The 21,270-nt window shown below is 66.9% G+C and carries 32 protein-coding genes; 29 read left to right on the top strand and 3 right to left on the bottom strand.

The genetic code is table 11. The features are described from left to right. Positions 1-19 precede the first annotated feature (19 nt). The 28 genes from rplV (at position 20) to truA (ending at position 16,090) form a co-directional block, all read left to right on the top strand. On the top strand, positions 20-373 hold the full coding sequence (rplV, locus tag AB0L53_RS13750; RefSeq protein ID WP_219539598.1) for a 50S ribosomal protein L22: 354 nt from the start codon (positions 20-22) through the stop codon (positions 371-373). Beyond that, positions 373-1,230, top strand: a complete 858-nt coding sequence (rpsC, locus tag AB0L53_RS13745) for a 30S ribosomal protein S3 (RefSeq protein WP_363993196.1) — start codon at positions 373-375, stop codon at positions 1,228-1,230. Before rplV ends, rpsC begins: the two co-directional genes overlap by 1 nt. Positions 1,231-1,232: 2 nt before the next feature. Continuing rightward, positions 1,233-1,652 carry a 50S ribosomal protein L16 gene (gene rplP / locus AB0L53_RS13740; RefSeq protein WP_219539596.1) on the top strand — a complete coding sequence of 140 codons (420 nt, stop codon included), beginning with the start codon at positions 1,233-1,235 and terminating at the stop codon, positions 1,650-1,652. Then, complete coding sequence (gene rpmC, locus AB0L53_RS13735) at positions 1,652-1,888, top strand: 50S ribosomal protein L29 (RefSeq protein WP_214633180.1); 237 nt, start codon at positions 1,652-1,654, stop codon at positions 1,886-1,888. Before rplP ends, rpmC begins: the two co-directional genes overlap by 1 nt. Further along, positions 1,881-2,177, top strand: a complete 297-nt coding sequence (gene rpsQ / locus AB0L53_RS13730) for a 30S ribosomal protein S17 (protein WP_214633181.1) — start codon at positions 1,881-1,883, stop codon at positions 2,175-2,177. The genes rpmC and rpsQ overlap by 8 nt, the downstream gene beginning before the upstream one ends. A 243-nt stretch (positions 2,178-2,420) precedes the next feature. After that, positions 2,421-2,792 carry a 50S ribosomal protein L14 gene (gene rplN / locus AB0L53_RS13725; RefSeq protein ID WP_225293942.1) on the top strand — a complete coding sequence of 124 codons (372 nt, stop codon included), beginning with the start codon at positions 2,421-2,423 and terminating at the stop codon, positions 2,790-2,792. A gap of 8 nt (positions 2,793-2,800) precedes the next feature. After that, positions 2,801-3,103, top strand: a complete 303-nt coding sequence (rplX, locus tag AB0L53_RS13720) for a 50S ribosomal protein L24 (protein WP_225293984.1) — start codon at positions 2,801-2,803, stop codon at positions 3,101-3,103. Continuing rightward, entirely contained in the window at positions 3,103-3,678 is a 576-nt protein-coding gene (gene rplE, locus AB0L53_RS13715) for a 50S ribosomal protein L5 (protein WP_225293940.1), read from the top strand. Before rplX ends, rplE begins: the two co-directional genes overlap by 1 nt. A 2-nt stretch (positions 3,679-3,680) precedes the next feature. Next, positions 3,681-3,866 carry a type Z 30S ribosomal protein S14 gene (locus AB0L53_RS13710; RefSeq protein ID WP_090769707.1) on the top strand — a complete coding sequence of 62 codons (186 nt, stop codon included), beginning with the start codon at positions 3,681-3,683 and terminating at the stop codon, positions 3,864-3,866. 169 nt (positions 3,867-4,035) lie between these two features. Then, entirely contained in the window at positions 4,036-4,434 is a 399-nt protein-coding gene (gene rpsH, locus AB0L53_RS13705) for a 30S ribosomal protein S8 (protein ID WP_192789898.1), read from the top strand. 16 nt (positions 4,435-4,450) lie between these two features. Beyond that, on the top strand, positions 4,451-4,993 hold the full coding sequence (gene rplF / locus AB0L53_RS13700) for a 50S ribosomal protein L6 (protein WP_358553084.1): 543 nt from the start codon (positions 4,451-4,453) through the stop codon (positions 4,991-4,993). A gap of 2 nt (positions 4,994-4,995) precedes the next feature. Further along, entirely contained in the window at positions 4,996-5,379 is a 384-nt protein-coding gene (gene rplR / locus AB0L53_RS13695; protein WP_225293936.1) for a 50S ribosomal protein L18, read from the top strand. A gap of 27 nt (positions 5,380-5,406) precedes the next feature. After that, positions 5,407-6,036 (top strand): 30S ribosomal protein S5, encoded by a 630-nt coding sequence (gene rpsE / locus AB0L53_RS13690; RefSeq protein WP_049572667.1) that lies wholly within the window; start codon positions 5,407-5,409, stop codon positions 6,034-6,036. Positions 6,037-6,038: 2 nt separating this feature from the next. Beyond that, positions 6,039-6,221, top strand: coding sequence for a 50S ribosomal protein L30 (gene rpmD / locus AB0L53_RS13685; protein WP_080043226.1), 183 nt, complete (start codon positions 6,039-6,041; stop codon positions 6,219-6,221). 2 nt (positions 6,222-6,223) lie between these two features. After that, positions 6,224-6,679, top strand: coding sequence for a 50S ribosomal protein L15 (rplO, locus tag AB0L53_RS13680; RefSeq protein ID WP_363993195.1), 456 nt, complete (start codon positions 6,224-6,226; stop codon positions 6,677-6,679). A 169-nt stretch (positions 6,680-6,848) separates the two neighbouring features. Beyond that, complete coding sequence (secY, locus tag AB0L53_RS13675) at positions 6,849-8,159, top strand: preprotein translocase subunit SecY (RefSeq protein ID WP_225293931.1); 1,311 nt, start codon at positions 6,849-6,851, stop codon at positions 8,157-8,159. Beyond that, positions 8,159-8,809: an adenylate kinase gene (locus tag AB0L53_RS13670; protein WP_225293929.1), complete on the top strand. Its 651-nt coding sequence runs from the start codon at positions 8,159-8,161 to the stop codon at positions 8,807-8,809. Before secY ends, AB0L53_RS13670 begins: the two co-directional genes overlap by 1 nt. A gap of 109 nt (positions 8,810-8,918) precedes the next feature. Further along, the gene (map, locus tag AB0L53_RS13665) at positions 8,919-9,722 is read left to right on the top strand and encodes a type I methionyl aminopeptidase (RefSeq protein WP_357948177.1); all 804 of its coding nucleotides are present in this window, start codon (positions 8,919-8,921) and stop codon (positions 9,720-9,722) included. A gap of 20 nt (positions 9,723-9,742) precedes the next feature. After that, on the top strand, positions 9,743-10,171 hold the full coding sequence (locus AB0L53_RS13660) for a DUF1707 domain-containing protein (RefSeq protein ID WP_363993194.1): 429 nt from the start codon (positions 9,743-9,745) through the stop codon (positions 10,169-10,171). Positions 10,172-10,309: 138 nt separating this feature from the next. After that, a complete protein-coding gene (locus tag AB0L53_RS13655) occupies positions 10,310-10,759 on the top strand; it encodes a hypothetical protein (RefSeq protein WP_363993193.1) in 450 nt (149 codons plus the stop codon). Between the two features lie 380 nt (positions 10,760-11,139). Beyond that, positions 11,140-11,361, top strand: coding sequence for a translation initiation factor IF-1 (gene infA / locus AB0L53_RS13650; RefSeq protein ID WP_012887858.1), 222 nt, complete (start codon positions 11,140-11,142; stop codon positions 11,359-11,361). Positions 11,362-11,385: 24 nt separating this feature from the next. Beyond that, positions 11,386-11,499, top strand: a complete 114-nt coding sequence (gene rpmJ / locus AB0L53_RS13645; protein WP_003956441.1) for a 50S ribosomal protein L36 — start codon at positions 11,386-11,388, stop codon at positions 11,497-11,499. A 218-nt stretch (positions 11,500-11,717) separates the two neighbouring features. Further along, positions 11,718-12,098, top strand: coding sequence for a 30S ribosomal protein S13 (gene rpsM, locus AB0L53_RS13640; protein WP_214633192.1), 381 nt, complete (start codon positions 11,718-11,720; stop codon positions 12,096-12,098). A gap of 45 nt (positions 12,099-12,143) precedes the next feature. Next, complete coding sequence (gene rpsK / locus AB0L53_RS13635) at positions 12,144-12,548, top strand: 30S ribosomal protein S11 (RefSeq protein ID WP_020542285.1); 405 nt, start codon at positions 12,144-12,146, stop codon at positions 12,546-12,548. A 20-nt stretch (positions 12,549-12,568) separates the two neighbouring features. Then, complete coding sequence (gene rpsD / locus AB0L53_RS13630) at positions 12,569-13,195, top strand: 30S ribosomal protein S4 (protein ID WP_225293921.1); 627 nt, start codon at positions 12,569-12,571, stop codon at positions 13,193-13,195. Positions 13,196-13,288: 93 nt separating this feature from the next. Next, positions 13,289-14,305 carry a DNA-directed RNA polymerase subunit alpha gene (locus AB0L53_RS13625; RefSeq protein ID WP_214633194.1) on the top strand — a complete coding sequence of 339 codons (1,017 nt, stop codon included), beginning with the start codon at positions 13,289-13,291 and terminating at the stop codon, positions 14,303-14,305. 157 nt (positions 14,306-14,462) lie between these two features. Beyond that, entirely contained in the window at positions 14,463-15,011 is a 549-nt protein-coding gene (gene rplQ, locus AB0L53_RS13620) for a 50S ribosomal protein L17 (RefSeq protein ID WP_357948189.1), read from the top strand. A gap of 119 nt (positions 15,012-15,130) precedes the next feature. Further along, a complete protein-coding gene (gene truA, locus AB0L53_RS13615) occupies positions 15,131-16,090 on the top strand; it encodes a tRNA pseudouridine(38-40) synthase TruA (RefSeq protein WP_363993192.1) in 960 nt (319 codons plus the stop codon). Between the two features lie 163 nt (positions 16,091-16,253). Here truA and AB0L53_RS13610 read toward each other — a convergent pair whose 3' ends face one another. From AB0L53_RS13610 to AB0L53_RS13600, 3 genes are all read right to left on the bottom strand, one after another. Next, complete coding sequence (locus tag AB0L53_RS13610) at positions 16,254-18,404, bottom strand: hypothetical protein (RefSeq protein WP_363993191.1); 2,151 nt, start codon at positions 18,402-18,404, stop codon at positions 16,254-16,256. A 381-nt stretch (positions 18,405-18,785) separates the two neighbouring features. Beyond that, positions 18,786-19,706, bottom strand: coding sequence for a hypothetical protein (locus AB0L53_RS13605; protein ID WP_363993190.1), 921 nt, complete (start codon positions 19,704-19,706; stop codon positions 18,786-18,788). A gap of 24 nt (positions 19,707-19,730) precedes the next feature. Then, entirely contained in the window at positions 19,731-20,489 is a 759-nt protein-coding gene (locus AB0L53_RS13600) for a CAP domain-containing protein (RefSeq protein WP_363993189.1), read from the bottom strand. Positions 20,490-20,810: 321 nt separating this feature from the next. Between AB0L53_RS13600 and rplM the strand changes: the two genes are divergently transcribed. Beyond that, positions 20,811-21,254 (top strand): 50S ribosomal protein L13, encoded by a 444-nt coding sequence (gene rplM / locus AB0L53_RS13595; protein WP_225293910.1) that lies wholly within the window; start codon positions 20,811-20,813, stop codon positions 21,252-21,254. Positions 21,255-21,270 lie beyond the last annotated feature (16 nt).

Raw genomic sequence — 21,270 nt, 5'->3', positions numbered from 1 at the left:
CAGTTAAGAGGAGTAAGCGATGGAAGCCAGGGCTCAGGCGCGGTTCGTCCGCGTCACGCCCCTCAAGGCCCGCCGCGTGGTGGACCTTATTCGCGGGCTGCCCGCTTCGGAGGCGCAGGCCGTGCTGCAGTTCGCTCCCCAGTCGGCGAGCGAGCCGATCTACAAGGTGCTCTCGAGCGCCATGGCAAATGCAGAGCACAACTTCGATCTCGACCCCCAGACGCTCTTCGTGAGCCGGGCGTGGGTCGACGAGGGCCCGACGCTGAAGCGGTTCCGTCCGCGTGCCCAGGGTCGTGCCTATCGGATCAACAAGCGGACGAGCCACATCACCGTGATCGTGGAGTCCCGCGAGCCGAAGGGAAGGACCCGATAGTGGGCCAGAAGGTTAACCCGCACGGGTTCCGCCTCGGCATCACGACCGACTTCAAGAGCCGGTGGTACGCCGACAAGCTGTACAAGTCGTACGTCGCCGAGGACGTGTCGATCCGTCGCATGCTGCAGAAGGGCATGGAGCGGGCTGGCATCTCCAAGGTGGAGATCGAGCGCACGACCGACCGCGTCCAGGTCGACATCCACACCGCCCGGCCGGGCATCGTCATCGGCCGTCGCGGCGCGGAGGCCGACCGGATCCGTGGCGACCTGGAGAAGCTGACCAAGAAGCAGGTTCAGCTCAACATCCTTGAGGTGAAGAACCCCGAGATCGACGCCCAGCTCGTCGCGCAGGGTGTCGCCGAGCAGCTCTCCAGCCGTGTCTCGTTCCGCCGCGCCATGCGCAAGGCGATGCAGTCGGCCATGAAGAGCGGCGCCAAGGGCATCCGGGTGCAGTGCTCCGGTCGTCTTGGCGGCGCCGAGATGTCGAGGTCGGAGTTCTACCGCGAGGGCCGCGTGCCGCTGCACACGCTCCGCGCGGACATCGACTACGGCTTCTACGAGGCCCGCACCACCTTCGGCCGCATCGGCGTGAAGGTGTGGATCTACAAGGGCGAGGCGCCCACGAGCCGCGCCGAGCGCGAGGCGGCGGCTGCCGGCGCACGTGCCGGCCAGCGTCGCGAGCGTGACGACCGTCGCGGTGGCGGCGGTGGCGGCGGCGGCGACCGTCCGCGCCGTGGCGGCGCCGGTGGCGCCCGTCGCGGTGGCGGTCGTGGCGACCGTGCCCCCAGGACTGAGGCGGCCTCACAGGCTGCCCCCGAGACCGGCCCGGCTGCGCAGCCGGGTGCTGAAGGGAGCTGACCATGCTGATCCCGCGCAGGGTCAAGCACCGCAAGCAGCACCGGCCCGACCGCAGTGGCGCCGCCAAGGGTGGCACCAGGGTCGTGTTCGGCGAGTTCGGCATCCAGGCTGTTGAGCACTCCTACGTGACCAACCGCCAGATCGAGTCGGCTCGTATTGCGATGACCCGTCACATCAAGCGTGGTGGAAAGGTGTGGATCAACATCTACCCCGACCGCCCGCTGACCAAGAAGCCGGCTGAGACCCGCATGGGTTCCGGTAAGGGTTCGCCCGAGTGGTGGATCGCCAACGTCAAGCCGGGTCGCGTCATGTTCGAGCTTTCCGGTGTCGCCGAGTCGGTTGCCCGCGAGGCGCTCACTCGCGCGATCCACAAGCTGCCCATGAAGTGCAAGATCGTTAAGCGTGAAGTTGGTGAGGCGTGATGGCTAAGGGCCTGACCGCCGGCGAGCTGCGAGTCGAGGACGAGGACACCCTGGTCCAGAAGCTCAAGGAAGCCAAGGAGGAGCTGTTCAACCTCCGCTTCCAGGCAGCGACCGGACAGTTGGAGAGCCACGGGCGGCTGCGCGCCGTCCGCCGCGAGATCGCCCGTATCTACACCGTGATGCGCGAGCGCGAGCTTGGCATCATCACGGTCGAGAAGGAGACGAGCGATGGCTGAGACCGAGACCACAGAGACCACCGAGACGAACGACGACTCGCGGAACTTCCGCAAGGTCCGTGAGGGCCTGGTCGTCAGCGACAAGATGGACAAGACCGTCGTCGTCGCCGTCGAGGACCGGGTCAAGCACCGGCTGTACGGCAAGGTCATCCGCCGTACGACCAAGTACAAGGCGCACGACGAGGCCAACGCCTGTGGCGTCGGCGACCGCGTGCTGCTGATGGAGACCCGCCCCCTCTCCGCCACCAAGCGGTGGAGGGTCGTGGAGATCCTCGAGAAGGCCAAGTAATCTAACGGCTTCTCGGATATAACGCGCCTCGTGGGGGCCGCCAAGCCCCCATGACGGTGTCCAAGGACGCGAGGCTCCGGCCTCGCGTCGCCTGCGGTGCGGCTCCAGGGCCTCCGGGTTTTTCTTCGGGGGGTACTTGGGGGGCGGAGCCCCCCGAGGGGCTGTGGCCGGAGGAAAAAGACCATAGAAGTTCCGCCAGGCTCGGCAACGACGAGAACCGGCGCGACTAATCAGGAGAAAACAGTGATCCAGCAGGAGTCGCGGCTCAAGGTCGCCGACAACACGGGTGCCAAGGAGATTCTTTGCATCCGCGTTCTCGGTGGCTCGGGCCGACGCTACGCCGGTATCGGCGACGTCATCGTCGCCACCGTCAAGGATGCCCTGCCCGGTAGCACCGGCGTCAAGAAGGGCGACGTGGTCAAGGCCGTCATCGTCCGCACGGCCAAGGAGCGCCGCCGGCCGGACGGCTCCTACATCCGCTTCGACGAGAACGCCGCCGTCATCATCAAGGACAGCGGTGACCCTCGTGGCACCCGTATCTTCGGCCCGGTGGGCCGTGAGCTGCGCGACAAGAAGTTCATGCGCATCATCTCGCTCGCGCCGGAGGTGCTGTAATGCCGAAGCTGCATGTGAAGAAGGGTGACCTCGTCCAGGTCATCACCGGCAAGGACAAGGGTGCCAAGGGTCATGTCATCGCCACCCTCCCGCGGGAAGACCGCGTGGTGGTCGAGGGCGTCAACATGATCAAGAAGCACACCAAGGAGACCCACCAGGGCCCGCGTGGCGCCAAGACCGGCGGCGTGCAGACCATGGAGGCTCCCATCCACGTGAGCAACGTGAAGAAGCTCAAGGACGAGAAGCGCGAGGACAAGCCCGCCGACAAGAAGGCCGAGGACAAGGCCGACGAGACGGGTGAGGACAGCTGATGACTGCCACGACCACTGAGACCGAGCGTCCGACGCCGCGCCTCAAGACGAAGTACCGCGAGGAGATCGCGGCCAAGCTTCGCGAGGACTTCGGCATCGAGAACGTCATGCAGATCCCCGGCCTGGTGAAGATCAAGGTCAACATGGGTGTCGGCGAGGCGGCTCGCGACTCGAAGCTCATCGAGGGCGCTGTGCGCGACCTCACCGTGATCACCGGCCAGAAGCCGGCCGTCGTCCGGGCGCGCAAGTCCATCGCCCAGTTCAAGCTGCGCGAGGGCATGCCGATCGGCGCGCACGTCACGCTCCGCGGCGACCGGATGTGGGAGTTCCTCGACAGGCTGCTGTCGCTGGCGCTGCCCCGCATCAGGGACTTCCGTGGCCTGTCGCCCAAGCAGTTCGACGGCAACGGCAACTACACGTTCGGTCTGACCGAGCAGGTCATGTTCCACGAGGTCGACCAGGACAAGGTCGACCGGCCGCGGGGCATGGACATCACGGTCGTGACCACCGCGAAGACCGACGACCAGGGCCGGGCGCTGCTGAAGCTCCTCGGGTTCCCCTTCAAGGAGGCCTGATCATGGCGAAGAAGTCGCTGATCGCCAAGGCAGGGCGTAAGCAGAAGTTCGAAGTCCGGGCGTACACCCGTTGCACGCGTTGTGGCCGGCCCCGCGCCGTCTACCGCAAGTTCGGGCTCTGCCGTGTGTGCTTCCGTGAGATGGCGCACCGGGGCGAGCTGCCCGGCATCACCAAGTCCAGCTGGTAGTTACCCTAGGGGGCGGCCACGTGTCGCCCCCGTGGGGGCTGCTCGCCGTACATATGTAGAACCTGTCAAACCGGGTGCTCTCCTAGAGAGCGCCCATGACCGCGCCGAAGGTCCACCGGTAGAGCTCCGCTTCACCGACTGGAAACCGCGGCGAGGAAGGCCACTGGCCATGACGATGACCGACCCGATCGCAGACATGCTGACGCGTCTGCGTAATGCGAACTCGGCGTATCACGACAGCGTGACCATGCCGTATTCGAAGATCAAGGCGCACATCGCCGAGATCCTCCAGCAGGAGGGTTACATCCAGGCTTGGACCGTCGAAGACGCCAAGGTTGGCAAGAACCTCGTGGTGGAGCTCAAGTTCGGGCCTACCCGTGAGCGGTCGCTCGCGGGGCTGCGCCGGGTGTCGAAGCCCGGTCTGCGGGTGTATGCGAAGAAGGACAACCTGCCTCGCGTTCTGGGAGGGCTGGGTGTCGCGATCATCTCGACGTCCGCCGGTCTCATGACCGACAAGCAGGCCGGCAAGCGTGGCGTGGGCGGGGAAGTCCTCGCCTACGTCTGGTAGAGGGGAGGAACACAGCATGTCGAGAATCGGACGGCTGCCCATCCCTGTGCCGAGCGGCGTTGACATCGCGATCAGCGGCCAGGATGTCCAGGTCAAGGGCCCGAAGGGCACGCTTTCTCATACAGTCGCGGATCCCATCAAGGTGGGTCGCGATGACGACGGCGCTATCGCCGTCACCCGGCCCAACGACGAGAACAAGGTCCGTGCGCTGCACGGCCTGTCGCGGACGCTGATCGCCAACATGGTGCAGGGCGTCACGCAGGGCTACTCCAAGACCTTGGAGATCGTCGGCGTCGGTTACCGCGTTCAGGCCAAGGGCCCGGCGCAGCTGGAGTTCGCACTGGGCTTCAGTCACCCGGTCATCGTCGACGCCCCCGAGGGTGTCACCTTCCGCGTCGAGAAGCCGACCCTGTTCCACGTGGACGGCATCGACAAGCAGAAGGTCGGCGAGGTCGCGGCCAACATCCGCAAGTTGCGCAAGCCTGACCCGTACAAGGGCAAGGGCGTGCGTTACCAGGGCGAACAGATCCGCCGCAAGGTCGGAAAGGCTGGTAAGTAGGCATGGCTCCGAAGACTGCGTTCGGCAAGCACACGGCTGCCCGCACCGTCTCGCGGGCCCGCCGTCACCGCCGCGTCCGCAAGAACGTCGTCGGTACGGCCGCGCGTCCGCGCTTGGTCGTCAACCGTTCGACTCGTCACCTGTTCGTGCAGATCGTGGACGACTCCGTCGGCCACACGCTGGTGAGCGCGTCCACCATGGACTCCGCGCTGCGCACGCTCGAGGCTGACAAGACCGAGAAGGCCAAGAAGGTCGGCGAGCTCCTCGCTCAGCGGGCCAAGGAAGCCGGGATCACGGCGGTCGTGTTCGACCGCGGTGGCAACCGCTACGCCGGGCGCATCGCCGCTCTGGCGGACAGCGCCCGCGAAGGTGGGCTCGAGTTCTGATATGGCAACTGAGATGAGGAACCACTGATGGCTGCAGCTCCGCGTCGCGGTGGCGGCACCGGTGGCGAGCGGCGGGACCGTCGTGACGATCGCCGCGGTGGCGCCGCCGACAAGGGCGTCTCGTACATCGAGCGCGTAGTGAAGATCAACCGAGTGGCCAAGGTCGTGAAGGGTGGTCGTCGCTTCAGCTTCACCGCCCTCGTCGTCGTCGGTGACGGCAACGGCCTGGTCGGCGTCGGCTATGGCAAGGCCAAGGAAGTCCCCGCGGCCATCGCCAAGGGCGTCGAAGAGGCCAAGAAGCACTTCTTCAAGGTCCCGAGGATCCAGGGCACCATCCCGCACACCGTGCAGGGTGAGGAGGCGGCCGGTGTCGTCTTCCTGCGTCCGGCTTCCGCCGGTACCGGCGTCATCGCCGGTGGCCCGGTGCGCGCCGTTCTGGAGTGCGCCGGCATCCACGACGTCCTGTCCAAGTCGCTCGGCTCGGACAACCCCATCAACATCGTGCACGCCACGGTGGCGGCTCTGAAGGGTCTTTCCCGGCCTGAGGAGATCGCCGCCCGCCGCGGTCTGCCGATCGAGGACGTCGCTCCGGCCCGGATGCTGAAGGCTCAGCGCGAAGGCATCGCCGAAGCGGCGGCCGCCAAGGCGGTGAGCTAGTCATGGCACGCCTGAAGATCACTCAGGTTCGCTCGAAGATCGGTGGCAAGCAGAACCAGCGTGACTCGCTGCGTTCGCTTGGCCTGAAGCGAATCGGCGATGTCGTCGTCAAGGAGGACCGGCCCGAGATTCGCGGCATGGTCTCCGTGGTGACGCACCTCGTCGAGGTGGAAGAGGTCGACTAGTCATGACTGACAAGGCTCCGCTCAAGATTCACGACCTGCGTCCGGCCCCCGGCGCCAACAAGGCCAAGATCCGCAAGGGTCGCGGCGAGGCGTCCAAGGGTAAGACGGCCGGTCGCGGCACTAAGGGCAGCCACGCCCGTACGACGGTCCCCCTCGGTTTCGAGGGTGGCCAGGTGCCGCTGCAGAGGCGTCTGCCGAAGCTCAAGGGCTTCTCCAACGCGCTGTTCAAGACGACCTACCAGGTCGTCAACCTGGACAAGCTCGGCGAGCTGTTCCCCGAGGGTGGCGAGGTCACCGTCGAGACGCTGGTCGCCAAGGGCGCTGTCCGCAAGAACCAGCTGGTGAAGGTGCTCGGCACCGGCGAGATCTCGGTCGCGGTGAACGTGCGGGCGCATGCCTTCTCGTCCGCCGCGAAGGAGAAAATCGCCGCTGCTGGGGGTTCCGTTACCGAGCTGTAAGAGCTATTACGAGGCGTGGGGGCTCTGACCATGGGCCCCCACGCCCGTAGTGCGTTAGAGTTCGCGAGACGGCAGGATTCTGTCCGGCTCGTTTTGACATGAGACTTCTGATGGCAGATCCCCGCACCATCGCATACTCACACCGCCTTATAGGCGCGCAGGAGGGACCGTGCTGACCGCGTTTACCCGGGCGTTCCGGACGCCGGATCTGCGCAAGAAGTTGCTCTTCACTCTGGGCATCATCGCGCTGTTCCGACTCGGCTCGGTTCTTCCGACTCCGGGAGTTCACGTCCAGAACCTTGCGTCCTGTTTTGATCAGGTCCGCAACGGTGAAAACGGCAATATCTACGGGATGGTGCAGCTGTTCAGCGGCGGCGCGCTCCTGAAGCTGTCGGTGTTCGCTCTGGGCATCATGCCGTACATCACCGCCAGCATCATTCTCCAACTTCTCGTCGTCGTGATCCCACGCCTTGAAGCCCTCAAGAAGGAGGGGCAGGCCGGTCAGACGAAGATCACACAATATACGCGTTATCTGACGATCGGTCTGGGCATCCTGCAGTCGACGGCGTTCATCGCGCTGGCGCGCTCCGGGCAGCTCTTCCAGGGCTGTGACAAGGACGTCCTGCTCGACCCCGACAACATCTTCATGATCGTCACGATGGTCGTCATCATGACGGCCGGCACCTCGGTCATCATGTGGCTGGGCGAGCTCATCACCGACCGTGGTGTGGGCAACGGCATGTCGATCCTCATCTTCACGCAGGTCGTCGCGGTCTTCCCGTCCGAGCTGGCCAGCATCTTCCAGGCCAACAAGTTCACCTTCGCCGTCGTCATGGTGGTAGGCGTCTTCATGATCGCCGCCGTGGTATTCGTCGAGCAGGCGCAGCGCCGCATTCCGGTGCAGTACGCCAAGCGGATGGTCGGCCGCAGGATGTACGGCGGCACGTCCACCTACATCCCGCTGAAGGTCAACCAGGCCGGCATCATCCCGGTCATCTTCGCGTCCTCGCTGCTCTATCTGCCGCAGCTGCTGACCTCGCTGTTCGCCAACGCGGAGAACCCCAACGCGGTCGTGCAGTGGATCTCCGCGAACCTCACCAAGGGCGACACGCCCATCTACATGATCACGTTCTTCGTCCTGATCGTGTTCTTCACCTACTTCTACGTGTCCATCACCTTCAACCCCACTGAAGTGGCTGACAACATGAAGAAGTACGGTGGGTTCATTCCGGGCATCCGCCCGGGACGGCCGACGGCTGGTTACCTGAGTTTTGTGCTCACCCGTCTGACCGCCCCCGGCGCGCTCTATCTGGGTCTGATCGCCATGATCCCGATCGTCGCGCTCGCGGTGGCCGGAGCGAGCCAGAACTTCCCGTTCGGAGGGACGAGCATTCTGATCATGGTTGGCGTCGGCCTGGACACGGTCAAGCAGATCGAGAGCCAGTTGCAGCAGCGTAATTACGAAGGCTTCCTGCGGTAGTGCGTCTCGTTCTGGTCGGGCCCCCCGGAGCGGGTAAGGGGACACAGGCCCAGTACATCGCGTCGAACCTGTCCATCCCGAAGATCTCGACAGGTGACATCTTCCGTGCCAACGTCTCCGGGGGCACGGAACTCGGCAAGCTCGCCAAGACGTTCATGGATCGCGGCGACCTGGTGCCCGACAAGGTCACCATCGCCATGGTCCGCGACCGTCTCGCCGAGGACGACGCGCAGGACGGCTTCCTGCTCGACGGCTTCCCCAGGAACGTGGCTCAGGCCGAGATCCTGCGCGACATGCTGAAGGAGTGGGGCCAGGCGCTCGACCTGGTCCTGGAGCTGGTAGTTGACGACGACGAGGTGGTCAGGCGGCTGGCCGGCCGCCGCACCTGCAGCCAGTGCGGTCGCATCTGGCACGTCGAGTTCGATGACAAGAAGGACGACCGGTGCGACGCCTGCGGCGGCACGCTGTTCCAGCGTGACGACGACAAAGAGGAGACGGTCAGGCATCGCCTGGAGGTCTACCAGGAGCAGACGGCGCCGCTGGTGTCCTACTACGCGGACGAGGGCATCCTCGTGGGTGTCGACGCGACCGGTCCGGTCGAGGAGGTCACCCAGCGGGCCATGGAGGCCATCCGCCCTTTCATGGGGTAAGCCCGATGGCCGACTGCGGAGGTGGCACGGATTTCCGTGCCACCTCGCGGCTATTGTGAGGGAATTGGGCTCCCACATCTGCCCGTTGAGACCCCGGGGGGTGCCACACGTGTTCAAGAAGAACCGGCATGGAATCCAGATCAAGACGCCCGAGCAGCTCGACAAGATGCGGGCGGCCGGTCTGGTGGTCGGGCGAACGCTCGATCTGTTGAAGCGCTCCGTCGAGCCGGGGATGACACCCCTGGACCTTGACGCCATCGCCGAGAAGGCGATCAGGGATGAGGGCGCCATCCCGTCGTTCAAGGGCTATCAGGGGTTTCCCGCCACGATCTGCGCCTCGGTCAACGAGGAAGTGGTCCACGGCATCCCTACGAGCGCCCGCGCGCTGCGCGAAGGCGACGTCATCTCCATCGACTGCGGCGCCATCCTCGACGGCTGGCACGGCGACTCGGCGGTCACGGTGCCGGTGGGGGAGGTGGACCCGAAGCTCACCGAGCTCATGCGGATCACCGAGGAGTCGATGTGGCGCGGCATCGCCGCGCTGACCGTCGGCCGCCACCTGTCGGACATCGGGTACGAGGTGGAGCGCTACATCAAGTCGCAGGGCCGCTTCGGCATCCCTCCCGAGTACGGCGGCCACGGCATCGGCACCGAGATGCACATGGACCCGTGGATCGCCAACCACGGCCGCCCCGGCAGGGGACCCGTGCTGGAGGCCGGGATGTGCCTGGCCATCGAGCCCATGGTCAACCTGGGCACGGAGCGCACGCGCGTACTGGCCGACGATTGGACCGTCGTGACGATCGACGGGAAGCAGTCCGCACACTTCGAACACAGCGTCGCGGTGACACATAATGGTCCTTGGGTGCTAACCGCCCTCGATGGGGGCGAAGAGCGCTTGGCGCAGCCGTAGACGAGCCGGGAGTGGTGGGTATGGCGCAGAGCCCCGAGATGCGTGCCTCGGACGTCGACAGAGATCGGGTGGCCGGCGTGCTCCGGGAGCACACCGCGCAGGGCCGCATCACGATGGACGAGTTCAACGAGCGGCTCGAACAGCTCTACCAGAGCAAGACCTACGGCGAGCTGGCCCGGTTGACCGCGGACCTGCCGGACGTGGACCTGCGCAACCCGCCCGCCAAGCTGACCGAGCCCGCCCCGGCGCCCAAGAGCGGCATGCACTCGGGGATGCGCGCGGCCTGGAGCGCGTGGGCCGCGGCGAGCTCGATCAACTGGGTGATCTGGCTGATCGTGAGCGTCACCTCCGGGCACATGATCTACCCCTGGCCGCTGTGGGTGATGGGTCCCTGGGGTGCGATTCTGCTGATCAGCACCATCTTCGGGGGCGGTCAGAAGCGTCAGTGAGTGTGTAGTACTGCACTGTGTGTATTCGTCCGCAGAAGGCGGCGAATGTCATTCCTAACGTAAGCGGTGCCGGACAACAGAGGGGCTCACCCGAGCAGTCCCGGTCCGGTACGGGGAACCGTCTTACAGGAGGACACAGTGGGTATTCGTCACCTTCTCGCGGGCACCGCTCTCGCCGGCTCGATGGTCGCCGGTGCACTGGCCATCGCTCCCACGGCCCAGGCCGACGCCGCGACCGCCACCCAGGCGCAGAGCGCCCAGGCCGGCCCGAGGCACTTCTTCGGCCCGTACTTCTCCAACGGCTCCGAGAATGGCGGCCACGAGTCGTACTTCAAGGGCTACTGGCAGAAGCGCGGGGGCAACTACTACTTCTACGGCGACCTGTACGACCGTCACCACAACGACGGCGACTACAGCTACGTGTGGTTCAAGTACTACGACCGGCACGGCGACTTCCACCGCAACTGGTACCGGTCCGACGACCGCCGTCACTTCGACAGCATCCGCTTCAAGAGGGACTTCAAGATCCAGGTGTGTGAGGGCGGCTCGCGCAACAGCGGCTGCGGCAGCTGGCACGACGTCTTCTAAGCACATCAGCGTCTTCAAGGCACATCAGGGGGGAGTCGTCCCAGGGGGTGTGCTGACTCGCAAGGGCCCGCCGGTTCGCCGGTGGGCCTTTTGCTGTGCCGCCCGACTCGCTGTGCCGCCCGACTCGCTGTGCCGCTCGAATCGCTGTGCCGCTCGGCCCATACGGGTTCGCGGGTGGGGTAAGCTGACTCGTGGTTGTGTCAGGACACCTGACACGCGTTTCGCGTTTTTGTCTCAGGTGTCGTACACTCCTTACTCGGCTCACTATGACTATCACGCGTCGGCGCCCGTTGCCGGTCGCCGCTCTCTTCGAAGCGTGAGGTCGCGGCTGCTTAGTGAACCGGAGCCTCAGACGATCGATCAGTGAAACGCGAGGAATTTTGGCCAAAAAAGACGGCGCCATCGAGATCGAGGGCACTGTGGTCGAGTCGCTCCCGAACGCTATGTTCCGGGTGCAGCTTGACAACGGCCATAAGGTCCTGGCCCACATCAGCGGACGGATGCGGATGCACTACATCCGGATCCTGCCCGACGACCGGGTAGTCGTGGAACTGAGCCCCTACGACCTGAGTCGTGGGCGGATCGTCTACCGATACAAGTAAGACGTCTGAGGAACACGAAGGACAATGAAGGTAAAGCCGAGCGTCAAGAAGATCTGCGACAAGTGCAAGGTGATCCGCCGGCACGGTCGCGTCATGGTGATCTGCGACAACCTGCGCCACAAGCAGCGTCAGGGTTAGTCGCCGTAAGGCTTCTCCGAGTCCGCCCCAGTCAGGGAGCGGGCTCGACGTATGAGAAGCCTGAGACAGTAATCGCGCGTCACACCTGAGCAGGCGGCCTGATTTCTGGGCCGTACCACCCAGGAGACCCTCGGTCGGAGGCCGAGGCCCTCACCCCGGGCATGGGGAGGGGACGTGAGGCGCAAGACCTCCGCCACAACGAAGGAGAATGCCCGACCATGGCTCGCCTGGTTGGCGTCGACCTCCCCCGCGAAAAGCGGCTGGAGATCGCTCTCACCTACATTTACGGAATCGGCCGCACCCGTGCGCTGGAGGTCCTCGAGGCCACCGGTGTCAGCGGCGACACCCGCGTGCACCAGCTCACCGACGCTGAGCTCGTCCCGATGCGTGACTACATCGAGGCGAACTTCAAGATCGAGGGTGACCTGCGCCGTGAGGTTCAGGCCGACATTCGCCGCAAGATCGAGATTGGGTGCTACCAGGGCATTCGGCACCGCAAGGGCCTGCCTGTCCACGGTCAGCGCACGCAGACCAACGCGCGCACCCGCAAGGGCAAGAAGAAGACCGTGGCCGGCAAGAAGAAGCCCGGTAAGAAGTAGTCCACGCAGCCGCGGGACCGAACACCTCAGGAGTGAAGGCAAAGGATGCCTCCTAAGAGCCGTCAGGGTGCGCCCAAGAAGGTGCGCCGCAAGGAAAAGAAGAACGTCGCTCATGGGCACGCCCACATCAAGAGCACGTTCAACAACACGATCGTTTCGATCACCGACCCCAACGGGAACGTGATCTCCTGGGCCAGCGCCGGCCACGTGGGTTTCAAGGGCTCCCGTAAGTCCACCCCGTTCGCCGCTCAGATGGCCGCCGAGAACGCCGCCCGCCGCGCCATGGAGCACGGCATGCGCAAGGTTGACGTCTTCGTCAAGGGTCCCGGCTCCGGCCGTGAGACCGCGATCCGTTCCCTTCAGGCCACCGGCCTCGAAGTGGGTTCGATCCAGGACGTCACCCCGGTTCCGCACAACGGCTGCCGTCCGCCGAAGCGCCGCCGCGTCTGACACCCAGGAGAATCTGAGAAATGGCTCGTTACACGGGTGCGGACTGCAAGCTCTGCCGCCGCGAGAAGACCAAGCTCTTCCTCAAGGGCAGCAAGTGCGAGTCCGCGAAGTGCCCCATCGAGATCCGTCCTTACCCGCCGGGTGAGCACGGCCGCGGACGTCCCAAGGAGTCCGAGTACCAGCTTCAGCTTCGTGAGAAGCAGAAGACCCGCCGCATTTACGGCGTCCTCGAGAAGCAGTTCCACAACTACTACGAGGAAGCCACCCGCAAGAGCGGCAAGACCGGTGAGGCGCTGCTCCAGATCCTGGAGAGCCGTCTCGACAACGTGGTCTACCGCGCCGGGTTCGCCCAGTCGCGCGACGCCGCTCGCCAGCAGGTCCGTCACGGACACTTCCTGGTCAACGGCAAGAAGGTCGACATCCCCTCGTACCGCGTGCGTGAGCACGACATCATCGAGGTCCGTGAGACCAAGCGCAACCTGCTCCCGTACGAGGTGGCTCGCGCCACCGCCGGTGACCGCTCGGTCCCGGCGTGGCTCGGCGTCGTGCCGGACAAGATCCGCGTCCTGATCCATCAGCTGCCGGTCCGTCAGCAGATCGACACCCAGGTTCAGGAACAGCTGATCGTCGAGTACTACTCGAAGTAAGTAGTGGTTGAGGTGCGGTTCGCCGCACCTCAACTAGGCTTGTATCGGAGTGGCGTCATATAGCGGGCGCCACACGAAAAGGGGAGACCCAACATGCTGATCGCTCAGCGCCCGACTCTTCTCGAAGAGTCGATCGACGACACCCGATCCCGATTCGTCATCGAGCCGCTGGAGCCGGGTTTCGGCTACACCATCGGCAACTCGGTCCGCCGCACGCTGCTGTCGTCCATTCCGGGCGCGGCCGTGACGAGCATCCGGATCGAGGGCGTGCTGCACGAGTTCTCGACGGTTCCCGGGGTCAAGGAAGATGTCACCGACATCATCCTCAACCTCAAGGAGCTTGTCGTCTCCTCCGAGCACGACGAGCCGGTCGTGATGTACCTGCGCAAGCAGGGCCCGGGTGAGGTCACCGCCGCCGACATCGCGCCGCCGGCCGGTGTCGAGGTGCACAACCCCGAGCTGCGCATCGCCACGCTCAACGGCAAGGCGAAGCTGGAGATGGAGCTGACCGTCGAGCGCGGTCGCGGCTACGTCTCCGCCGCGCAGAACAAGCAGCCGGGTCAGGAGATCGGCCGCATTCCGATCGACTCGATCTACTCCCCGGTGCTCAAGGTCACCTACAAGGTCGAGGCGACCCGAGTCGAGCAGCGTACCGACTTCGACCGTCTGATCCTCGACGTCGAGACCAAGCCGGCCATGAAGCCCCGCGACGCGGTGGCCTCCGCCGGTAAGACCCTCGTCGAGCTCTTCGGCCTGGCCCGTGAGCTCAACGTCGAGGCCGAGGGCATCGACATCGGCCCGTCGCCGACCGACGCCGCCCTGGCCGCCGACCTGGCGCTGCCGATCGAGGAGCTGAACCTCACCGTTCGCTCCTACAACTGTCTCAAGCGCGAGGGCATCCACACCGTGGGTGAGCTCGTCGCCCGCAGCGAGCAGGACCTGCTCGACATAAGGAATTTCGGCGCCAAGTCGATCGAAGAGGTCAAGCAGAAGCTGCACGAGATGACGCTGGCGCTCAAGGACTCCCCGCCCGGGTTCGACCCGAGCGCGGTGGCCGGCGCCGGTTACGACGACGACGACAGCGCGTACGTCGAGACCGAGCAGTACTAAGCCATCGCGAGGGCTCTGCCTCGCGACTCCCCGCGCCGAACGGTTCCCGCTCGGCGCGGGCGACGGTAACGGCTCGCATCGCCCCTAGAGCGACTGCGACCGGCCCGACTCCGGTACCTGGTACGGCCGGGGCGGGTTAACTCACAAGGAGAACGCAATGCCCAAGCCCACCAAGGGTGCACGTCTTGGCGGCAGCCCGGCGCACGAGCGGCTGATCCTGGCGAACCTCGCCACGGATCTGTTCCGCCACGGCAAGATCCGCACCACGGTTGCCAAGGCCAAGCGCGTCCGTCCGCTGGCGGAGCGCCTGATCACCAAGGCGAAGAAGGGCGACATCCACAACCGTCGCCAGGTGCTCACGGTCGTCAAGGACAAGGGCGTCGTCCACCACCTGTTCACGGACATCGCGGTGACGTTCGCCGAGCGTCCCGGCGGTTACACCCGCATCACCAAGGTGGGCGCCCGTAAGGGTGACAACGCCCCCATGGCGGTGATCGAGCTGGTGACCGAGCCGCTGAACCCGGTTCGCGTGTCGCGCACGGAGGCTCCGGCCGCCGCTGCCGCTCCTGCTCCCGCCGCTGAGGCCGAGACCGAGGCGCCGGCTGCCGCGGAGACCGCCGCGTCGGACGAGGCCGCCACGGCTGAGGCCGCTGACTCGGGTTCGGCCGAGGCTGAGGCCGGCGAGGCGAAGAAGGACGAGGCCTGATCCGTCAGGCCAGCTGAATCGGGCCCAGACCCCCTTTATGCGGGGATTCCGGGCCCAGTTGAATCGGGCTCGAGCCCCTCTCGCGGGGGTTCGGGCCTGTTCGCGTTTTGGGGAGGGCGATGGTGGTACGGCTTCGGCTTGATCTCGGCTATGACGGGACCGACTTCTCCGGGTGGGCCAGGCAGCCGGGGCTGCGTACGGTCCAGGGGGAGATCGAGCAGGCGCTCGGTAGGATCCTGCGGCTGGCCGAACCACCGGCGTTGACCGTCGCCGGGCGTACGGATGCCGGGGTGCACGCGCGTGGGCAGGCGGCGCATGTCGATCTTCCCGTGGAGGCGTTCTCCGCCCTCGACCGCAACCACCGGAGATCCGCCGAGCATGAGCCTGCGGCCGTCTCCGCGGCGGGCTTTTCGGCTGTCGGCTCCATGGGGGGCGGCGCGGTGTTGCCGCTGGACGTGGATGAGCGGCTCGCTACACTCCTGCGGCGGCTGGCCGGGGTGCTGGAGTCAGATGTACGCGTTCATCGGGTCTCCGTGGCTTCTGAGGGCTTTGACGCGCGGTTCTCCGCTCTGTCACGGCGGTACGCGTACCGGGTCAGTGACGCGGCCGGTGGGGTGGATCCGTTGCGGCGCCGGGAGGTGGTCTGGCACAACCGGCCGCTGGACCTGGACGCGCTGAACGCGGCGGCCACGCACCTGCTCGGCGAGCACGACTTCGCCGCCTTCTGCAAGAAGCGCGAGGGAGCCACCACGATCCGGCGGCTGCAACGGCTCGACTGGGTGCGGGAGGGCGACCGGGTGCTGGTCGCCACCGTGGTCGCCGACGCGTTCTGCCACTCGATGGTGCGGTCGCTGGTCGGCTCCCTCCTGTCGGCCGCCGATGGGCGCCGGCCCGTCGAGTGGCCCGGGCAGGTGCTGGGGCGGGCCGTACGGGACTCCGGGGTGCATGTGGCGCCCGCGCACGGCCTGTGCCTGGAAGAGGTGACCTACCCGCCGGACGCGGAACTCGCCGCGCGCGCCCTCGCGACCCGGCGCGTCCGCACGCTGGGGGATGATCCGCCCGCCGTCGACGCGCAGTAACCCGGCCTGTCCGTACGTCGGGCGGTGATCCGCCTGCGGTCGACGCGCCGTAACCCGGCGCGTTCGTACAGTGGCCGGTGACCCACTTGCGGTCGGCGAGCCGTGTCCCGGCGCGTCGATCCGCCTGTTGCCAGCGAGCCGTAGCCCCGTGCCGAGCGGGTTTTCAGTCGTTGGTGAGGCGGCGTTCCAGGGCCTGGGAGGTCTGGTCGCGGAAGGCGCCGCTGACCTTGCCGAGTGTCTTCTCCTTGGTGCCGGGTGTGTGGCCGTCGGCGTACGTGGCGTAGCTGAAGACGATGTAGCGGCCCCAGACCAGCCCCGCGGCGTAGCCGCCCGCGATCTCCACGCGTTCGCCGCCCGTGCCCGACGCCGCGGGCAGGCCGCGGAACCAGACGTTGCGGCCGAGGTTCTTGGCCTTGTCGGCGCTCATGGCGGCCTCTTTGGTGGGCAGTACGGCGATGCCGGTCGTCACGGCGTAGCGGCGCTTGGTGTCCACGTACGTCGCTCGTACGATCCGGCTGCACTTCTGCTCGCGCAGCGCGTCGGCGAAGGGACCGGAGGCGGCCTTCTCGCAGCTCCCCGTCATGTCGGTCTTGACCTTGGAGAACACGGCTCCCTCCGCCTCGATCTTCTTCTTCGGGAACGCCTCGGAGAGCGACATCTTGCGCGGGTCGGTCTGCTCGGAGTTGAGGATCGAGGTGGCGGGGACGACCGGGGTCGTGGAGGCATCGGGGCTGACGATGGCCGGGGGTGCCGTCGTCGGCGGTTCCTTGGCGGCCGTCGTGGCGGCGGGTGGTGGCGGGGCGCTCACCGACTTGTAGGCGAAGAAGCCGCCCGTGGCGACGCCTGCCAGGGCGAGCACGCCCAGGGTGATGAAGAGGGTTTTCCGGCCCGCCGGCTTGCCGGGCTGGCCGGTGGCGGGCGGTGTCGCCTGGAACGGCGACTGCTTGAACGGCCCCTGCCCATAGGCCGCGGGCGGTGTGGAGCGGTCCTGCGAGGCCGGGACGGGCAGGGCGGCGGTGGGTTTCTGGCCCCATACCTCGAACGGGAGGTCGGGGACGTTGCCCTTCTGCTCGATGCCGCCAGGGGGGATCGGCGGCCAGACCGGGACGTCGCTCGGCTCGACCGGGTGTCCGGCGGCGTTCGGGTCGAAGGCGGGCGGCGGGGTGCCTGGGTCGAAGGCGGTTGGTGGGGTGCTGGCGTCGAACGCGTCCGGGCGGGCGTTGGGGTTGAAGGCGTGGGGGGCCGTCGCGTCGGACGCGGGCGTAGTGAGGTTCGCGTCGAAGGTGGGATCGGTGGCGTTCGGGTCGAAGGCCGGTGGGGCCACCTCATTGGCGGCGAAGGGGCGGGCGGACGCGCCCCTCGCGTCGAAGGGGGCGGTCAGGTTCGGGTCGGTCAGGTTCGGGTCGGTCTGGTAGTCCTCGGCGTCCTCTGAGGGGTCGGCCTCTTCGTGGTCGGCCGCGGGTTGCCCGAACGCGGGGCCCTTGGTCGTCGGCCCGCCGTACACGGAGCTCTTGGGCGCGGGGTCGCTGTCGTCGGACGCGGGGACTCCGGGCGGGATGATGCCCCCCGGGCGGGTGGGGGAGTCGTCCGGGGGCGAGCTGTCCGATGGGACGTTCCAGGGCGATGTCGGGCCGGACATGTCGTCGGACTCCGGCTCCACGGCGAGCTCGCCCGTGGCGGCGGGCCAGGGCGGCATGGCGGGCGGGTCAGCCACGGGGGCGGGCCATACCTGCATGCCCGCGGCCGCGGCGGTGAAGGCCGGGGGCGGCTCCCACGACGGCGCACCGGGCACTACGGGGTCGACCGCCCAGGTGGCGGGCTCCTCGGGGGCCCAGGTAGCGGGCTCCTCCGGGATGGGTGCGGGCCAGGCGCCGGACGCTGGAGACCATCCGGCGCCGGGCTGGCCGGGGGCCGGGGCGCCCGGCCCACCGGCGTGTGACGGAGGCTGAGTGCCTAGCGCCGGGCTGTGCGACGGAAGCTGGGCGCCCGGTCCCGGAGTGGTGGGCGGCCGTGGGGGTGCGGAGCCGGCGGGCGGAGGGCCCGCGGCGGGAGGTCGCGGAGACGGGGACGGGGTGCCGGGCTGGGCGCCGAGGTTGCGGGGCAGGCGGCCGCGCATGGGGCGGGGCGGGCCCTGGGGGTCGGCGAACCAGTCGTACGGCGCGGCGTCGTCGCCCGCCACCTCCCACGGCTGCGCGCCGGGAAAGGCCGGCAGCCCGGGAAGGTCGGACTGGTCCTCGGCCGACGCCGGGTCCGACGGCTGTGGTTCGAACGGTTGCCACTCGGACGGCGAGTCGAAGGCCGATGCCCCGGTCACCGTCTGCTCAGCATCCGATGGCGTGCCCGGGAAAGCGGGCAGCATGTCATGACCGGCATCGTCATTATCGGCACTCCCGTAACCGGCGCTGTCAGAGCCGGAGTCAGCGCCCGCGCCGGGCTCCGGTGGCGATGCTGGAGTAGCTCCGGGCGCCTCGTGAGACGCCCGTGACTCGGGATATTGAAGGGGCTGGCCGAAGCTCGGCGGAGGCGTCGCCGGTGCGGCCGAGCCGTCAGATTCCCTACGATCGTTGTCAGACCCAGGTTCCTGGCCACGCATAAGGGGGAGCCTAGCGAGAGTCGCGAGATCGTTATGCCGGTATGGGCGTTCCCGACTGGATCATCGATGCCGTTTGGGTACCTATGAAAAGGTTTGAGGCTTTCAGGTGCCCGGGTGGCCGGTCAGCGTGCGGGAGTCAAGGGCCTTGAAGACGGTGGCCTTGGTGATGTCGTCGACCGCCTGGAAGAGCTTCTTCTGCCCCTTCTTGTCGGGCTTGCTGCCGTCCTTGTTCTGGAACCAGATCATGACGGCGTAGTGGCCGTGCATCCACATCTGGGTGCCGCCGCTCCCGGTGCCGAGGCTCTTGGTGAGTGAGTCCTTGCCGGCCAGCGGCTTGACGTAGTCGGTCTTGCTGCCGACCGACTGCACCTTGGTCGCGGTCTTGCTGGACTTGAGGTTGGCCACGCCGACCGTGCCCATCAGCTTGCCGGCCTTGTCGCGGAAGCTCGCGCGGATGATCTGCGTACACTTGCCGGCCTTGAGGGCCTTCTGCAGCTTGTCGCCGACGGCTCCGTCGGAGCACTTCTTGACCTTGCTGGTGACGGTCATCGTGTACGAGCGGCCGGCGACGGCGATCTTCTTGGTCGCGAACAGCTCCTTGACCGTGAGCGGCTCGGGGTCGGTCTTGCGATCGGTCGCGTAGCTGTACTTGCCGGGAGGCGAGGACGGCAGCGGCGCGGAGGTGCGGCGGGCCGCCTGGGTCTCGGCCTGGTCGGAGCCGCCTGACTTGAACATCACCACGAGGCCCGCGACGAACAGGCCGAGCACCGCGACGCCGCCGAGCGTGAACCAGAGCGGCCCACGCGAGCGTTTGCCCTCGTCGTAGGGGCTCCACGTCGTGCTGCGGCGCGCCGGTTCGGCGACCGTCTCGGCCGCGGCCGGTTCCTTGGCCCTGCGACCGGTGGCAGCCCCGATCGGTTCGAAGGGGTTGCGGGAGCCGCCGGGTTCGGCCGTGTCACGGGCCCTGCGAGAACGGCGGGGGGTGCTCTCCGTGCTGGTGTCACGTTCGTCGGGAAAACCCATGCGGCGACATTACCGTGAAGGTGGTCATGAGTAACCGAAGTCCTGCGTCCACCACGGCCCGCCGGCCCCCGCCACCACGCCGACTCCGATGGACTCGATGCGGCAGTTGAGGATGTTCTGGCGGTGGTCCTTGCTGTCGAGCCAGCCGCGGACCGCCTCTTCGGGAGAGGTGTAGCCGCGGCCGATGTTCTCGGCGGCGCCCGCGCGGTATCCGGCGCGCTCCATCCGGTCCCACGGCGACGAGCCGTCGGGGGAGTCGTGGGTGAAGCGGCCGCTGCTCGCCATCTCAAGGGAGTGCGCGCGGGCCGAGCGGGTCAGCCTCGCGTCGGTCCGGAGGCGGCCGCAGCCGCGCTTGAGCCTGGCGGCGTTGGTGAGGTTGACGACCTTGGCCGCCATCGCCGGCGACATCTCGGCGGTCTGCTCGCCGAGCACCCGCGTGGGATCTTCGGCGGTGAAGCCGGGCACCGTGTTGCCGTCCGGGCTTTTGGTGGGCTTGGCCCTGACGTTGCCGCGCGGGACCCCGGCGGTGCTCTCCCTGGGGATGCGGCCTACGTACGGCTGCGCCTTCTTGGCCGTGGGCGTGACCGTGGGCTTGGCCTTGGCCGCGGCGGCGGGCGGGGCTGTCTCGTTGAGGTAGATGTGGCCGGTTTCTTCGACGTTGTCCGTCAACCGCCCGATCAGCACACCCGTGAACAGAACCGCCATAAGACAGGCGAGCACCCCCAGATGGTTCCGGCGCCGTGCGCTCCGCTGGGTGTGCCGGGTGAGAGAGGTGTGCCACATGCCACACCCAACGATAGAGATGTCTGGTCCTGGGAAAGAAGGGATCCCAGGGAACCGAAATCGAACCGTTCTGTGTCAGGTAGACTGATCGCAGGTTACCGGTCTTTTGACCAGCACCCTTAAATGCGGGTAGCCTAATCAATCGTTGTGTGCATAGGTCCAGCGCGACCGATGCGCGGCGCGTCCGGCGTCATCTCCCATCATCAGCCCATCGGGCCAGGGAGACGGAAGGTCCGGGCTGCCGTGTGCCCGCACCGACCGACCCTAGAGCTGTCGCTTCCCGACAGCGCCGAAGACGCGAGCATAAAGAAGGCTACGACCGTGCGCACGTACTCACCGAAGCCCGCCGACGTTCAGCGTCAGTGGTACGTCATCGACGCGACCGATGTCGTGCTGGGCCGGCTGGCCAGCCACGTCGCGATCCTGCTCCGCGGCAAGCACAAGCCGATCTTCGCCAACCACGTCGACACCGGCGACTTCGTCGTCATCATCAACGCGGACAAGATCGCGCTCACCGGCAACAAGCGTGAGCAGAAGAAGGCCTACCGCCACTCGGGTTACCCGGGCGGTCTGCGTTCCGTCAGTTATGGCGAGCTCATGGACAAGCGGCCGGACAAGGCCGTCGAAAAGGCCGTCAAGGGCATGCTGCCGAAGAACTCCCTCGGCCGGAAGATGGCCAAGAAGCTCAAGGTCTACGCGGGGTCCGAGCACCCGCACCAGGCCCAGCAGCCGGTGCCGTTCGAGATCACCCAGATCGCCCAGTAGTAGTCCGAAAGATTTA

The sequence above is a fragment of the Nonomuraea sp. NPDC052129 genome, from assembly GCF_040680095.1.
GTDB lineage: Bacteria > Actinomycetota > Actinomycetes > Streptosporangiales > Streptosporangiaceae > Nonomuraea.
The sequence above is the reverse complement of the archived record's forward strand: the minus strand, read 5'-3'. Positions and strand labels throughout refer to the sequence as shown.